We start from the raw sequence: 12,986 nt of genomic DNA on the forward strand, positions 1-12,986 counted from the left end.
GAACAAACGACGTGCCACCGTTCCCCTCAAGGAACGTCCGCTCCGCCCACGCATTAGCAGGCAATGACCCTGCTTCGTCGGCGCATTTCGATTACTCTGGCCGTTCTCGCGGCATGTCTCGCCATCGCCACGCTATTCGCCGCGAGCTTTCCGGTCGGCTGGCTCAAGCAACTTGCCGAACGCAAACTGAGCGCACAATTCGGCCGCCCGGTGACGATCGCAAGGATGTCTCGCGATAAAGCCTTCTCGTTCACTCCCGTCCTCAGGCTGAATGGCGTCGAAGTTCCGCAGGCGGCGTGGGCCGGTCCGGGCAAGCTTGCCTCGATCCGGCAGCTTCGTGTGCGCATCGCGATATTGCCGATGCTCATCGGGCGCGGCAGCCCGGAACTGGTTTCCGCGGACGGCGTGATGCTCGACCTCGTCCGGGACGCGAACCGCCGCGTCAACTGGAGCAACGGCAACAAGCGGGAAGGCGGATCAGGCCGCGCGATCTCTCTTTCCGAGGTTGAATCGGCGCAGGGGCAGATCCGCTATCGAGACGCGCTGCGCAAGCGATCCGTGAACCTCCATTTCACCATCGATCCCCGAGGCGGGTTGATGGCTGCCGGTCCCGGAGAGATCGACGGCAATGCCGTGGAAGTATCGATCAAGGGTCCGGCCACGGCGTCAAGCGCAGTCTGGCCGTTCGAGGCGCGCATTGCCGGATCCGCGATCGACATGCGCGCCAAGGGCACCATGGCTGGGCCGCTGCGCACGGATGACATGCAGGTCGATGTAACCGCGCGGGCAAATGACCTGAAATTGATGGACCGCGTGATCGAGGCTGGTCTCTTCCACACGCAGCCGATCAGCCTGACCGCGCGCGTGCGGCACCAGTCGCAGGTCTGGACGGTCCGCGATCTCAAGGGCACGGTCGGCACCAGTCGGCTTTCCGCCAAGCTCTCGGTGGACAAGACTTCCGCTCGTACAAAACTCGATGGCGAAATCCGGTTCGAAACGCTGGATTTCGCCGATCTGGCGTCCGATCAAAGCCGGACCGCCGCGCATGCCCTCGAAAAGTCCCAGGGGGAGAGATTGGTCCCCAACACCCGGCTCAATATCCACAAGATCGACAAGACCGATGGGCGCATCGCCTTTCGGATCGACCGGATCATCGGCGCCGGCTCTTCCCCACTGCGCAGCGCGCAAGGCGTTCTGACGCTCGATCACCGGTTGCTCGTCGCCAAACCCCTGACCCTGCGCCTCAGCCGCGGTGTCATCGGCGGCACGGTGACAGTGGATCAGCGACAGGGGCAGACCAAGCCGACGATCGCCCTGGCCCTCGATCTGCGGGGCAGCAGCATCGATGCGCTGGCGGGTGGCAGCGGAGAAATCGACGCAACCGTCGATGGCCGGGTTCGCCTGTCCGGCGTGGGAGACACGATCCGCGAAGCCGTCGGCACGTCTGACGGCACCATCGGCGTAATCGCACATGACGGTATCCTGCCGGCAAAACTTGCCAGCCTGCTGGGCTTCGATGTCGGCAAAGGCCTCATCGCCGGGGACGATGAGCGGGCCACGTTGCGCTGCGCCGTCGCGCGCCTGGAAATGCATCGCGGAACCGGCACCGCGGCGCCAGTGCTGATCGATACCAGCGAAAGCCAGACGCGCGGCACGGGAACGATCGCCTTTCCCGACGAGCGTATCGCGCTCACGCTTACCGGCCTTCCCAAGAAAGGCGCCGTCTTGCGCCTGCCCGGTTCGATCCATGCGGGGGGGACGATCCGCAACCCGGCCGTCGTCATCCCGCGTGAGGTCAAGTCCATCGGCAACGTCATCAAGGCGCTGGGCAAGGCCATCTCCGGCACGCAATCGCCCAGGGCCATCGATGCCGATTGCATGGCGCTACGTGCGCGGACGCTGGCGGCGGAGGGGAACTGAGCAATATGCTCATGCGAAACGGTAGGGCCCGCCCTTCTCCAACGCGATCTCATAGGCCGGCCTTGCCTGTATCGTCTCCAGCCAGATATTCGTCATCGGCCGGCCGACGGCCAGGAAACCACGATCCCTTGCGGCTTCGAGCGGAAAGCTCATCATGATATCGGCGGCCGTGAAAGTATCTCCGGCAAACCAGGGCCTTGCGCTCAATTCCCGCTCGACAAAGTCCAGATGTACGTCGATCATGGGCTGAAGACGCTTCTGCGCCGCCTTGCCCACCACCGGTATCCGGCCGAGGACAAGATTGACCAGCAGCGGCGGCATCAGCGATCCTTCCGCATAATGCAGGAATTGGCGGTAGCGCATCGCCGCATCCTCACCATAGGGTTTGCCAAGCAGTCCGTCCGCCTTGTCGACGAGATACTCGACGATTGCTCCGGTTTCCACGATGATACGGTTCGCGCCTGACGGATCGCGGTCGACCAATACCGGCGATTTCCCGAGCGGGTGCACCGCGCGCAGTTCCGGCGGCGCCAGCATGGTTTTGCGATCGCGCTCATAGCGCTTGACTGTGTAGCGAAGACCAAGCTCCTCAAGCAGCCACAGCACCCGCTGCGACCGCGAATTCTCCAGATGATGCACGGTAATCATCGCCATGGGGTTCCCCATTGGGTTCCATTGTCGGGCCACGATCAAACCAACGACCGGCCCTGCGCATGGTTGCACGCCAACGATTTGTCGGCGCGGCAAGCGGAAACTCCGCTGCTCCAGGATCGGTGAGCTTGCGCGAGCACAATCCGGAGTTTCGCGTAGTCGTTCAAGACAAAGACGCGCTCTGCAAGAGGGATAGTGGGAGGTTGCGGCTGCTTGTTCGATCCCTTGTCAAACAAACCGAAATCACCCGCCCGACGATGCTGGCCAATGCCTGCTGTACCTATCCCGCAGGCCGCGCGAAAATCAGCTTTACTTGCCAAGAAATTGGGAAGACAACGGCTTCGTCCAACAAACCCCTTCAAGAGGGACCTTCCATGCCAGACACCGAGCAGACAGAGCTCACCCGCCTGACAGTTGAACTGTTGAGTGCATTCGTCTCGAACAACGCCGTATCGAGCGACGCGCTTCCCGGGTTGATCGAGGCGACGCGCACCGCGCTGGCTGGAAAGTCTTCCGCAGATGCGGATGAAGCCCCGGTGTTCAAACCCGCGGTTTCGGCCGAAGAGAGCCTGGCCTCACCCGATCACATTCTCAGCCTGATCGATGGAAAGCCGTACAAGGCGCTCAAGCGGCACTTGGCCAATAACGGTCTTACCCCAGAAGAGTATCGCGCGCGGTACAATCTTCCGGCCACTTATCCGATGGTTTCGAAAAGTTATTCCGAGCAGCGGCGGGCCTTCGCGAAAGCAGCAGGGCTGGGCGGCAGCAGGATGGCTGCCAGTTCGGTCGCGGTGGCTCCGGCCAAGGCTGCGGAAACTGCGCCGCCAACTGACGTGAAAACGGGCAAGGCAGCTGCGAAGAAAACGCCCGCAAGCGTCGCGGCGGCAACCAAGCCGGCCGCAAAGGCTTCCAGCAAGCGGCCGGGCAAGGCATCGCGGGTACGCGAAACGTCGATTTCGGCTTCAACTTCCGACGCCGCACCGATTACCAAGTCTGCGGGCACAACTTCTGCGGCCCCAAAGCCTCAAACCGCCAAATCTCTCGCTGCCAAGCCCAAAACGGCCGGTAAAGCGGCGCCCCGGTCCGCCCGCAAGCCGGCTCCCAAGGTGTCCGTCGGCGCTGCCGTCTCCAGCCCCGCGAAACGGGAAACCGAAAAGCCGGCTGTAGCGAAGAGCGCATCGACCGGCATCGTGGAACCCGCCAAAAAGCCGGCCCGCCGCATGGCGCGTACGCCGGGATCGGCCCCCGCAGCTGCGGTCAAGACCGAGCCCAGCCCCGCCCCTCAGGCGGTTGCGAAGCCGCGTACCCGTCAGGCTGCCAAGAAAGTGCCAGACGCGGCGGCAACCACCACGCCGAAGCCTGCGACTGCCGAGCCTGCTGCAAAGAAGGCCGGGCAGACGGCAAAGCCCACAGCGGTGAAGCCGAAAGCCAAGGCGGCGGCCAAGACCAAGTCTTCGGCTTCCGGGAAAAGCCGTTCTAAGCTGGGGATCAAGGTCCCCGCTGCCGAGACGCCGGCGCCGGCTACTACCGCATCTCCGCAGCCGGCTTCGGCCAGCGAACTTGCGAAGGAGTAGACTACGCAGAAACAGTGTCCGAAGGGCCAGCTCTTGCGGTGCCGGTCAATCGGCGCCGGAAAGCAGCAGCTGCGTATCGTCGTAACCCGGGCAGAAGCAATCTGCCCGGGTCCGGATCTCCGAACCTGACCGTCTTTGACCGGATTCGGTAATTTCGACCGCCATCCTGCGGACCAATTTGCCTCTGACGCGCCGCCGGCAAAACCCGTCGATAGCGGCGTGACGCGACCTCCGATTGGGGGTAAGGCCCCCATCCCTCGAAGTTCAATTCGATAGGAAACACGTATGAACAACAATGATATCGCAGACGTCATCGCCACCGACAGCGGCCTCACCAAGGCCGATGCGCGCAAGATCGTCGATACCGTGTTCGCAGCAATCGGCGATGCCGCCGCCAAGGGCGAAGAAATCTCGCTCAACGGCTTCGGCAAGTTCAAGGTCAAGGACACGCCCGAGCGCGAAGGTCGCAATCCCGCGACCGGTGAGGCGATGACGATCAAGGCAGCCCGCAAGCTGAGCTTCACGCCTGCCAAGGCCGTCAAAGACAAGCTCAACGGCTGATCCATGGGATGCGGCGCGGCACGCGCAGTGCCCGCCGCTCACCCCTCTTTCCTTCCGCATCGCGACCTGTTCCGATCGCCGGGAGCGTTTTCCCATCAGGTGAAATCACCTGATGGCTCGGAAAATTCAACAAACCAGAAACTTAGAGCGGCCGAGCCGATGCAATCGGATCCGAAGCTGCTCTAGCGCTCGATTTCCCTACGGGAACGCGGGTTCGGTACATCGCGTTCGCCCCAATCATGGCGTTCCGAAAGCGAAACCCGCCGTCCCAGATCCGGGCCTTTGCACGCTTACGAAAGGGCAAAACCGCTGAACGGTTGCCCTTTCGTAGCTGAGTCTCAGCTTAATCCAGAAAAGCGCGCATGATGCGCGATCGGCTCGGGTGCTTGAGCTTGCGCAGCGCCTTCGCCTCGATCTGGCGGATACGTTCGCGGGTAACCGAGAACTGCTGGCCGACTTCTTCCAGCGTGTGATCGGTATGCATGCCGATGCCGAAGCGCATACGCAGCACGCGTTCCTCACGCGGGGTGAGCGACGACAGCGTGCGGGTAATCATTTCCTTCAGGTTCGCCTGAATCGCCGCATCCACCGGGATGACCGCGTTCGAATCCTGAATGAAATCGCCCAGGCTGCTGTCTTCCTCGTCGCCGATCGGCGTTTCGAGGGAGATCGGCTCCTTCGCGATCTTGAGAACCCGCTTCACCTTTTCGAGCGGCATCGACAGACGCTCGGCCATTTCCTCGGGCGTGGGCTCGCGGCCCTGCTCGTGCAGGAACTGGCGGCTGGTGCGGACCAGCTTATTGATCGTCTCGATCATGTGCACCGGGATGCGGATCGTGCGGGCCTGATCCGCAATCGAACGCGTGATCGCCTGCCTGATCCACCAGGTCGCATAAGTCGAGAACTTGTAGCCGCGACGGTACTCGAACTTGTCGACCGCCTTCATCAGGCCGATGTTGCCTTCCTGGATCAAGTCCAGGAACTGCAGGCCCCGGTTCGTGTATTTCTTGGCGATCGAGATCACCAGACGCAGGTTCGCCTCGACCATCTCCTTCTTGGCGATGCGCGCCTCGCGCTCGCCCTTCTGGACCATGTTGACGATGCGGCGGAACTCGGCCAGCTGCATGCCGGTGGCTGCGGCAATGTCCGAGACCTCCAGGCGGATACGCTCCACCCCATTGGCCTCAGCCTCCGCAAAGGCGGCCCACTTCTTGTCCTTCTTCGCCATGTCCGACAGCCAGGTGTCGTCGAGCTCGCGTCCCATGTAGGAATCGAGGAAGTCGGCGCGCTTGACCTTGTGACGCTCTGCCAGACGCAGCATCTGGCCGCCAAGGGCGGTCAGGCGGCGGTTGAAGGCATAGAGGTTGTCGACGAGGTATTCGATCTTTGCCGCGTGGAACTTCACCGATTCCACTTGCGCGGTCAGTTCCTCGCGCAGCGACTGGTACTGCTCTTCCTTGGCGGCCGGGAAATCGATGCCCAGCGCCAATGCTTCGAGACGCTCCGACTGCAGGCGCTCGAAGGTCTGGAACAGCTCGGTGATGAGCGTGAACTTCTCAAGGGCTTCGGGCTTGAGGGCAGCTTCCATCTGGGCGAGGCTGAGAGTGTTGTCCTCTTCCTCTTCCTCGGCCCGGCGCTTGGGGATCGGGTTGCCGTCCTCGTCCACTTCCTCTGAGTTGTCCTCGTCGGAATCGTCCTCGTCCTTGAACGAGGGGCCGGCAGTGGCTTCGCTGATCTCGGCATCGTCGCCCTCGCCGTCCTCATTGAGGCTTTCGGGCGCGGGTTCCTTGGACAGCATGGCGTCGAGATCGAGGATCTCGCGCAGCTGCATTTCGCCATTGTTGAGCGCTTCGGACCACTGGATGATCGCGTGGAAAGTGATCGGGCTTTCGCAGAGGCCCAGGATCATCATGTCCCGTCCGGCTTCGATACGCTTGGAAATCGCCGCTTCGCCCTCGCGGCTGAGCATTTCCGCAGCGCCCATTTCGCGCAGATAGAGGCGCACCGGATCGTCGCTGCGGCCAAGCGCATCGGCATTCTTTTCGGCCACGCGGCGCCGCGGCGCTTCGGGGCTCTCCCCGAATTCACCGTCGCCATCAATATCTTCGTCGGCATCGCGCTCAGCGTCGGACTCGGCGGTGTCGTCGTCGTCCTCGTTCTCGACGATCTTGACGCCCATTTCCGAGATGGCCGCCATGATGTCCTCGATCTGGTCGGTGGACATCTGATCCTGCGGCAGCGCAGCGTTCAACTCGTTGATGGATATGACGCCAAGACGCTTGGCCCGAGCGATCAGACGCTGGACCGAACCTCGGCTATTGTCGATCAGCGGTGCGTCGTTGTCCGCGCTGTGATCGTCGTTGCTCATTCATTCACCTTTGTCGGATGCGTCTCTGCCGTCACGTTCGCTCCATCGGCATAAAGGACGAGGGGCGGAAAAGTGCCCTTGCCTGACAGAATCAAAAAGCGCCAGCCGCTTTGCCCGATGAATTGGGCATACCTTGCCCATCTTACGAACTTCGCTTCCGACGTGCGCCAGCAAAACCTGCCGTTACCGATATTGCGCGTAGTCGGCTCGCCCTGCACAGCGCAGCGAAGCCAAACCGACCTTGCGGCTCGCTCGTGCATCGCCGGCAACGATCCTTCGTTGTCTACGGCGATGGATTTCGGCTCTGATTTTCGTTTAGGATGAAGGCCTTGGCTCACAAAAGCGAGCCAAGGCCGGAAACCCTTAGCGCTGAACCAGATTCACCGCCGAAGACTTGCCACGACGATCGATCTCGATTTCGAATTCGATCTGATCGCCTTCGTAGAGGCCGGACAGGCCCGAACGCTCGACAGCGCTGATGTGCACGAATGCGTCGGGCTGGCCGTCATCGCGGGTGATGAAGCCGAAGCCCTTGGTCGCGTTGAAGAACTTGACCGTGCCGTTGGCGCGTTCGCCGGTCAGCTGGCGCTGGGCCGGAGCCGATTCGCGACGCGTGGCAACGATAACTTCGCCGACGATCGACAGGTTGGTGGCCGAAACCTTGCCGCCGCGATCGACCAGCTGGAATTCCAGCTGCTGACCTTCGGCCAGGGTCGTCAGGCCGGCATCCTGGACAGCGCTGATGTGCACGAACGCATCGTCACCGCCGTCTTCGCGCTGGATGAAGCCGAAGCCCTTATCCGGATTGAAGAACTTAACCACACCGCTGCCTTCGCCGATGACCTGGGCCGGCGCGCCGCCGCCACGCGGGCCGCCGAAGCCGCCACGCCCGCCGCCGCCGCCGCCGAAGCCGCCGCGCGAACCGCCGCCGCCGAATCGGTCACCGCCGCCGAATCGATCGTCACCGCCGAAGCGATCGTCGCCGCCACCGAAACGGCCATTGCCGCCTCCGAACCTGTCGCGGCCGTTACCGCGGTTTCCTCTGTCAAAAGACATGAATAAAAACGTACCTTCACTGCGCTCGGAGAAAATTGACCCGTGCGCGTGAACGCAGCACGCAGGGCGTCAGGACAATCAGCCCAGGCATTTAAATATGCCCTGACTGGATTCAGTGTATCTCATAAAGACGTCATGTTCAAAGGCTGTGATATCTCACCAGCATCTGGCGATCGTGACGTCGAATTTTCTTGGGAAATGCAACCTCGGCCATACCGTTTCATAAGGCGGAAAAATTTCCCGCACCTGCGGCGCCTCTTCAGCGCCGGCAATCATCGCCTTGTTATCGTGAACAGTCCTGGAGGGTCGCACCGTAATTTGCGCGCCAGTTGGCGCTTGTCTGGCAGGCCCATAGCACCAACTCATCGCCGCGGCTATCCGGGAACACCACCGCCCCATCCGGGGCGGGGCGGGGCGGGCCCACCCCCTGCCCGCGCCTTACCTGATTGTCTCAGTCCACCATCGCAGCAACGAGGTGCTGCAAGTGCCGCTTGCTCAGCAGGCCCGTGGCCTGCACCGTCTGCAGCGCAGCAGTCCGCGTGGAATTTTGCGGACGGGTCTTGTGGGGCTCCTGCGCCCCGGTTCTGTAAATATGCATTCTAACCTGTATCGTGCGGCAAAACGCCGCGTCCTTTATCGTTTTAAACAGCTGCGCGTCGCGGCGGACCACCCGTAAGGCATCATTGCCCCATGGACCTGCCGCCAAGGACCTGCCGCCAAAGACCTGCCGCCAAAGACCTGCCGAATGCGAAACTTGCGCATTTTCCCGGCAGCCCAGCCAACGATCCGTGTCGATGAGAGCGGCGAAACGCCTATCTGGAGCAATGTCCTCGATAGGCTCGTCCGCCGCCAACAATTCCCTGACCAGTCCGCGATATCCTCAGAATACCGGGCGAGCCGCATTGCGATGCGGCAATCAGGAGTTCTGTCGAGAGATGAAAAAGGCCCATTTATCAGGCCTAATCGTCCGTCAGTGACGACGCAGTGCTGCCCATATAGCCGCAAGTTCGCAATTTTTCAATGGCCATCGGCGAATATCGATTTTCCGCCCCAGATGACCGGCCCTGCTCACACCTGATCACGCCAACTAACATGCGGCGCGGCGAAAGCGCTCTATGATCCGTCTCATAGCAAGGAGATGCGTCATGACCGAACAATCGCCCGTCGTCGCCCGGCCCCGCCGCCGTGAATTTATTGCGGGAGCGGCGACGCTGGCCTCCGCCATGATGGCAGGCCTGGTGCCGGCGGAAGCCTCCGCAGCAGTGCGAACGCCGACAACACGTTCCTTCGGGCCGGTCCGGCAGATTGCCGCAGGCGCGCTGAATATCGGTTATGTGGAGGTGGGACCGTCCGCCGGCCCGGCCGTGCTGCTGTTCCACGGCTGGCCTTACGACATTCACAGCTTCGCCGAAGTCGCCCCGCTGCTGGCGGCGCAGGGCTACCGCGTGATCGTGCCCCATTTGCGCGGCTATGGCACGACGACCTTCCGCTCCGCCGATGCGGCGCGCAACGGGCAGCAGGCCGCGCTGGCGGCGGATGGCATTGCACTGATGGACGCGCTGGGCATCCGGCAGGCGATCGTCGCCGGGTTCGACTGGGGCGCGCGCACGGCGGATATCATGGCAGTGCTCTGGCCGCAGCGGTGCAAGGCGCTGGTTTCGGTCAGCGGTTATCTGATCGGCAGCCAGGCCGCCAATGCCAAACCGCTGCCGCCCAAGGCCGAACTGCAGTGGTGGTATCAGTTCTACTTCGCCACCGAGCGTGGCCGGGAGGGCTATGCCGCGAACACCAAGGCGTTCAACCGCCTGATCTGGGAGCAGGCCTCGCCCCGCTGGGCCTTCGACGATGCGACTTACGACCTGTCGGCCGCGTCCTTCGCCAACCCGGACCACGTCGCCATCGTGATCCACAACTATCGCTGGCGGCTGGGCCTCGCGGAAGGCGAGCGCCAGTTCGATGCGGCCGAAGCGCAGCTGGCCGCCGGGCCGCCGGTCACGATCCCGGCGATCACCATGGAGGGCGATGCCAACGGCGCGCCGCATCCCGATCCCTCTGCCTACCGAGCGAAGTTCGCCAGCGCCTACGAGCACCGCCTGATCACCGGCGGCATCGGCCACAACCTGCCGCAGGAAGCACCAGCCGCCTTCGCCAAGGCCGTGCTCGATGCCGGAAAGATGAGCGCATGATCCGCATCTCGACCTGCTGCCTCTTGTTGGCGACGCCAGTGTTGGGGGCAGTGCTGGGCCTCTCCACCGTCGTCGCGGCGCGGGGACGGGAGCCGGAGGCGGCACCCGTCTACGGCGTGAGGCTTCCCGCCGGATACCGGGACTGGAAACTGATCAGCGTCGCGCACGAGGCGGGCAGGAACAACGATATCCGCGCCATTCTTGGCAACGATATCGCAGTGCGGGCCTATCGCGACGGCACTCGCCCGTTTCCCGACGGAGCGGTGATCGTCCGGCTGGCGTGGCGCTACGAATCCTCTGCCCGCAACGATGCGGTGTTTCCCGCGCCGCAGTCCTTCGTGGCAGGCGATCCGACCAATGTGCAAGTAAGCGTCAAGAACGCGCGCCGCTACGCCGCCAGCGGAGGCTGGGGCTATGGCCAGTTCGACAACGGCAAACCCAACCCGGACGAGGCACTGACCCGATCCTGCGCCGCCTGCCATGCGAATCTGGAGCCTGCGGACGACCAGGTCTTCACCGCCTATTCGCGTTAGAAGGGGTGTGTATCCGGCGGTTGTCAGTGGGTATCGAGGAGGCGCCGAAAGGCTATAAGGTCAGCGGGAGCGGACAAACCTTCAAAGGTTCAGCACGATATTGTGGCTGTTGAGCCAACTGACCATCACTGGGCCAAGTAGGAATATCACCGCCGGAGCAGCAACCGCTCCGAAAACCGCATATTTCTTGGCATAGCCTTTATTGTCATCGTTCTGCCAACTTGCTCCAAATGGCACACGGCCCCATTGCCTGACTGTCACGCCCCGTTTGGGCAAAATGGCGATTGCCAGCCCAATTACTATGAAATTGCTCCAAAACATCAGAGCGCTGCTCGTTGCTTGGAATGCAGAGAAAAAGGTGATCCAGCCGTGCTCGTTATGCTGATATAGCTGGCCCAGTGCTTTGTCTGGGGCCGTGGGTGCCATATGCGCCCACCTCTGCACTAAGACGATAAAGATGCAGAAAGCAGCTGAGAAATAGCCGGATAGGAAACCGCCCAACTTGTTCCTCAATTCAGAGCTGGGAAGTTGAACGGCCATTTGGCGCAAATTAGCGTCCACAGCACATGTCCGCAATGTTGGCGGCTCCAAACAGACACTGTTCAGGTTAAAATCTTGGAAGACCGCCCTTCAGCTGAATGAGTGACCGCTCTTGGGTCCCGGATCAGGTGCCCTCAAAGTCGGAAAGGTCGGGGTTTGCTGCCTAACGCCTTTCGTGTGGGCTAATGCCGCTTTCTTCCTGCCCGCTTTTGGTTGGTGACCTACGGAAGCTGCGCCTGACGCGCGCCCCTCTCCAGCATGTAGAGCTTAACAGTTGGATTGACCGGCACAACCTGCGGGTTGGACGAACAACCTGGTGGGCCTACGACGGGGTAATAGTAAGCAACATGTTTCTGCACCCACGCTTTCTTATTGAGATGGAAACTCACCCCAAGCGGGATATTTGTACATTTCGTGAATAAACTTGCAAACACGATCACAATTGCCCGACTAGCCATAGGTCGATGAAGCCGCACTGTTAGAGTTTCCCCACACTCGGCATCGGTCGCTTCCCGGACATTGAAACCGGCGCCACGCAAGCTTGCTTCATCAAGATTGCGGGTTCGAAGATCCGCTCTCTTCGCAGTCAACGTCTTTAGATCTCGCCGGAAGCCGCGAGACTCGGGTGATCCTGTGTCATTGATGGGCTTCGCAAACATCCCAGGAGTATTTTCATCCACCGCAGGCAGATGTGCATCGAGACAGAATGATTTCATTTCTCTGCCGATGGTGTCGCTGCGCAACAATGCATAAATAGCAGCATCTTCGGCTGGAACAGAATTTTCGTAGGTGCGGGCAATCGCTGAATTCGTGCATAATGACGCACATACCGCTAATGTTAAAGCGTGGAACAAGGACGCTGTACATTCTCTCCCGCACCTGGAGCGCGTTATATTCTTGTCGTTCAAATCGGCCATCAATACCTCCTTTCCAGAAATGCCTGGGTAGGCTGCACCTATTTGAGTTTATTTTCCGCCCTCCGCCTCGGCGTAATGCCTGCAATGTCGGCGTGTCCGGAACGGCAGGTACCAGATTAAAAATCCTGAAAATCTGCCATTCGGCATTCGATATCAACCTGAGCGTCGCCTAAAGCCTTTTGAATTCCTTCACGACAAGCTGAAGAATTATGGTGCACAGAAATATAGGCCAAAGAATTTCTTTAAAATCAGGAATTTGCGGGCTCGCAAAATGCTTTACAGCAATGGCACCTAACAACAAAGCACCCAATAGCCCGCTGAGAATTCGAGTCCAAAAAATCATCAATTAAGCTCAGCAGAGTTGTCTGAAGGCTCGCATTGGCATGTCATCAAAACGACTGCAATGTCGGCGTATCCGGAACAGCCGCTTTCGGATTAAAATCGCGTAATCCTGCCGTTCCGGGTTCGAGGCGACCGTGATGCCATTTCTATGACCGGCTTCGGTGGTGAGCGGACCGGCGGCTTTTGAGTTCGAAGAAAAAGTTAGCAGGCTTGCCCTGCGCCATTGGCGGCCGCATTATGTAGACATGAGCAACTATCGTATCAACGTACTGGCCTGCCTCGCCTTCTATGTTGCATGTGGCAGTATGGTTCTGATATTTGCGACCGGGCGCGCGAAT

The 12,986-nt window shown here is 61.0% G+C and carries 12 protein-coding genes; 6 read left to right on the top strand and 6 right to left on the bottom strand.

All coding sequences use genetic code 11. The annotated features are described in order from the left end of the window. Positions 1-63: 63 nt before the first annotated feature. Positions 64-1,920 (top strand): AsmA family protein, encoded by a 1,857-nt coding sequence (locus ACZ1JC_RS02660; RefSeq protein WP_465139446.1) that lies wholly within the window; start codon positions 64-66, stop codon positions 1,918-1,920. A 9-nt stretch (positions 1,921-1,929) separates the two neighbouring features. On the opposite strand, the gene ACZ1JC_RS02665 is transcribed toward ACZ1JC_RS02660, so the two are convergent. After that, positions 1,930-2,568, bottom strand: coding sequence for a glutathione S-transferase family protein (locus tag ACZ1JC_RS02665; RefSeq protein ID WP_465140310.1), 639 nt, complete (start codon positions 2,566-2,568; stop codon positions 1,930-1,932). A gap of 131 nt (positions 2,569-2,699) precedes the next feature. Between ACZ1JC_RS02665 and ACZ1JC_RS02670 the strand changes: the two genes are divergently transcribed. After that, positions 2,700-4,145, top strand: a complete 1,446-nt coding sequence (locus ACZ1JC_RS02670; RefSeq protein ID WP_465139445.1) for a Ros/MucR family transcriptional regulator — start codon at positions 2,700-2,702, stop codon at positions 4,143-4,145. A 285-nt stretch (positions 4,146-4,430) separates the two neighbouring features. Further along, positions 4,431-4,706 carry an HU family DNA-binding protein gene (locus tag ACZ1JC_RS02675; protein ID WP_465139444.1) on the top strand — a complete coding sequence of 92 codons (276 nt, stop codon included), beginning with the start codon at positions 4,431-4,433 and terminating at the stop codon, positions 4,704-4,706. A 343-nt stretch (positions 4,707-5,049) separates the two neighbouring features. Here the strand turns inward: ACZ1JC_RS02675 and rpoD are convergent, their stop codons facing one another. Then, on the bottom strand, positions 5,050-7,074 hold the full coding sequence (gene rpoD, locus ACZ1JC_RS02680) for an RNA polymerase sigma factor RpoD (protein WP_465139443.1): 2,025 nt from the start codon (positions 7,072-7,074) through the stop codon (positions 5,050-5,052). 78 nt (positions 7,075-7,152) lie between these two features. Here rpoD and ACZ1JC_RS02685 point away from each other — a divergent pair, with 78 nt between their 5' ends. Then, positions 7,153-7,398 carry a hypothetical protein gene (locus ACZ1JC_RS02685; RefSeq protein WP_465139442.1) on the top strand — a complete coding sequence of 82 codons (246 nt, stop codon included), beginning with the start codon at positions 7,153-7,155 and terminating at the stop codon, positions 7,396-7,398. Positions 7,399-7,437: 39 nt separating this feature from the next. Here ACZ1JC_RS02685 and ACZ1JC_RS02690 read toward each other — a convergent pair whose 3' ends face one another. Both ACZ1JC_RS02690 and ACZ1JC_RS02695 read right to left on the bottom strand, forming a co-directional pair. After that, on the bottom strand, positions 7,438-8,130 hold the full coding sequence (locus ACZ1JC_RS02690) for a cold-shock protein (protein WP_465139441.1): 693 nt from the start codon (positions 8,128-8,130) through the stop codon (positions 7,438-7,440). A gap of 451 nt (positions 8,131-8,581) precedes the next feature. Continuing rightward, a complete protein-coding gene (locus ACZ1JC_RS02695) occupies positions 8,582-8,983 on the bottom strand; it encodes a hypothetical protein (protein ID WP_465139440.1) in 402 nt (133 codons plus the stop codon). A 292-nt stretch (positions 8,984-9,275) separates the two neighbouring features. Between ACZ1JC_RS02695 and ACZ1JC_RS02700 the strand changes: the two genes are divergently transcribed. Both ACZ1JC_RS02700 and ACZ1JC_RS02705 read left to right on the top strand, forming a co-directional pair. Further along, positions 9,276-10,316 carry an alpha/beta fold hydrolase gene (locus ACZ1JC_RS02700; RefSeq protein WP_465139439.1) on the top strand — a complete coding sequence of 347 codons (1,041 nt, stop codon included), beginning with the start codon at positions 9,276-9,278 and terminating at the stop codon, positions 10,314-10,316. Then, a complete protein-coding gene (locus ACZ1JC_RS02705; RefSeq protein ID WP_465139438.1) occupies positions 10,313-10,849 on the top strand; it encodes a cytochrome P460 family protein in 537 nt (178 codons plus the stop codon). Before ACZ1JC_RS02700 ends, ACZ1JC_RS02705 begins: the two co-directional genes overlap by 4 nt. An 81-nt stretch (positions 10,850-10,930) precedes the next feature. Here ACZ1JC_RS02705 and ACZ1JC_RS02710 read toward each other — a convergent pair whose 3' ends face one another. Next, positions 10,931-11,410 (bottom strand): hypothetical protein, encoded by a 480-nt coding sequence (locus ACZ1JC_RS02710; protein WP_465139437.1) that lies wholly within the window; start codon positions 11,408-11,410, stop codon positions 10,931-10,933. Between the two features lie 200 nt (positions 11,411-11,610). Continuing rightward, positions 11,611-12,306, bottom strand: a complete 696-nt coding sequence (locus ACZ1JC_RS02715; RefSeq protein ID WP_465139436.1) for a hypothetical protein — start codon at positions 12,304-12,306, stop codon at positions 11,611-11,613. Positions 12,307-12,986 lie beyond the last annotated feature (680 nt).

Source organism: Sphingomonas sp. BL-S-28 (assembly GCF_055521515.1).

What these genes read in the sequence shown, in the direction of transcription:
- ACZ1JC_RS02675 (WP_465139444.1), top strand. Translation starts at nt 4,431, where the DNA reads ATGAACAACAATGATATCGCAGACGTCATCGCCACCGACAGCGGCCTC.
- ACZ1JC_RS02715 (WP_465139436.1), bottom strand. Translation starts at nt 12,306, where the DNA reads ATGGCCGATTTGAACGACAAGAATATAACGCGCTCCAGGTGCGGGAGA.
- ACZ1JC_RS02705 (WP_465139438.1), top strand. Translation starts at nt 10,313, where the DNA reads ATGATCCGCATCTCGACCTGCTGCCTCTTGTTGGCGACGCCAGTGTTG.
- ACZ1JC_RS02690 (WP_465139441.1), bottom strand. Translation starts at nt 8,130, where the DNA reads ATGTCTTTTGACAGAGGAAACCGCGGTAACGGCCGCGACAGGTTCGGA.
- ACZ1JC_RS02660 (WP_465139446.1), top strand. Translation starts at nt 64, where the DNA reads ATGACCCTGCTTCGTCGGCGCATTTCGATTACTCTGGCCGTTCTCGCG.
- rpoD (WP_465139443.1), bottom strand. Translation starts at nt 7,074, where the DNA reads ATGAGCAACGACGATCACAGCGCGGACAACGACGCACCGCTGATCGAC.
- ACZ1JC_RS02665 (WP_465140310.1), bottom strand. Translation starts at nt 2,568, where the DNA reads ATGATTACCGTGCATCATCTGGAGAATTCGCGGTCGCAGCGGGTGCTG.
- ACZ1JC_RS02700 (WP_465139439.1), top strand. Translation starts at nt 9,276, where the DNA reads ATGACCGAACAATCGCCCGTCGTCGCCCGGCCCCGCCGCCGTGAATTT.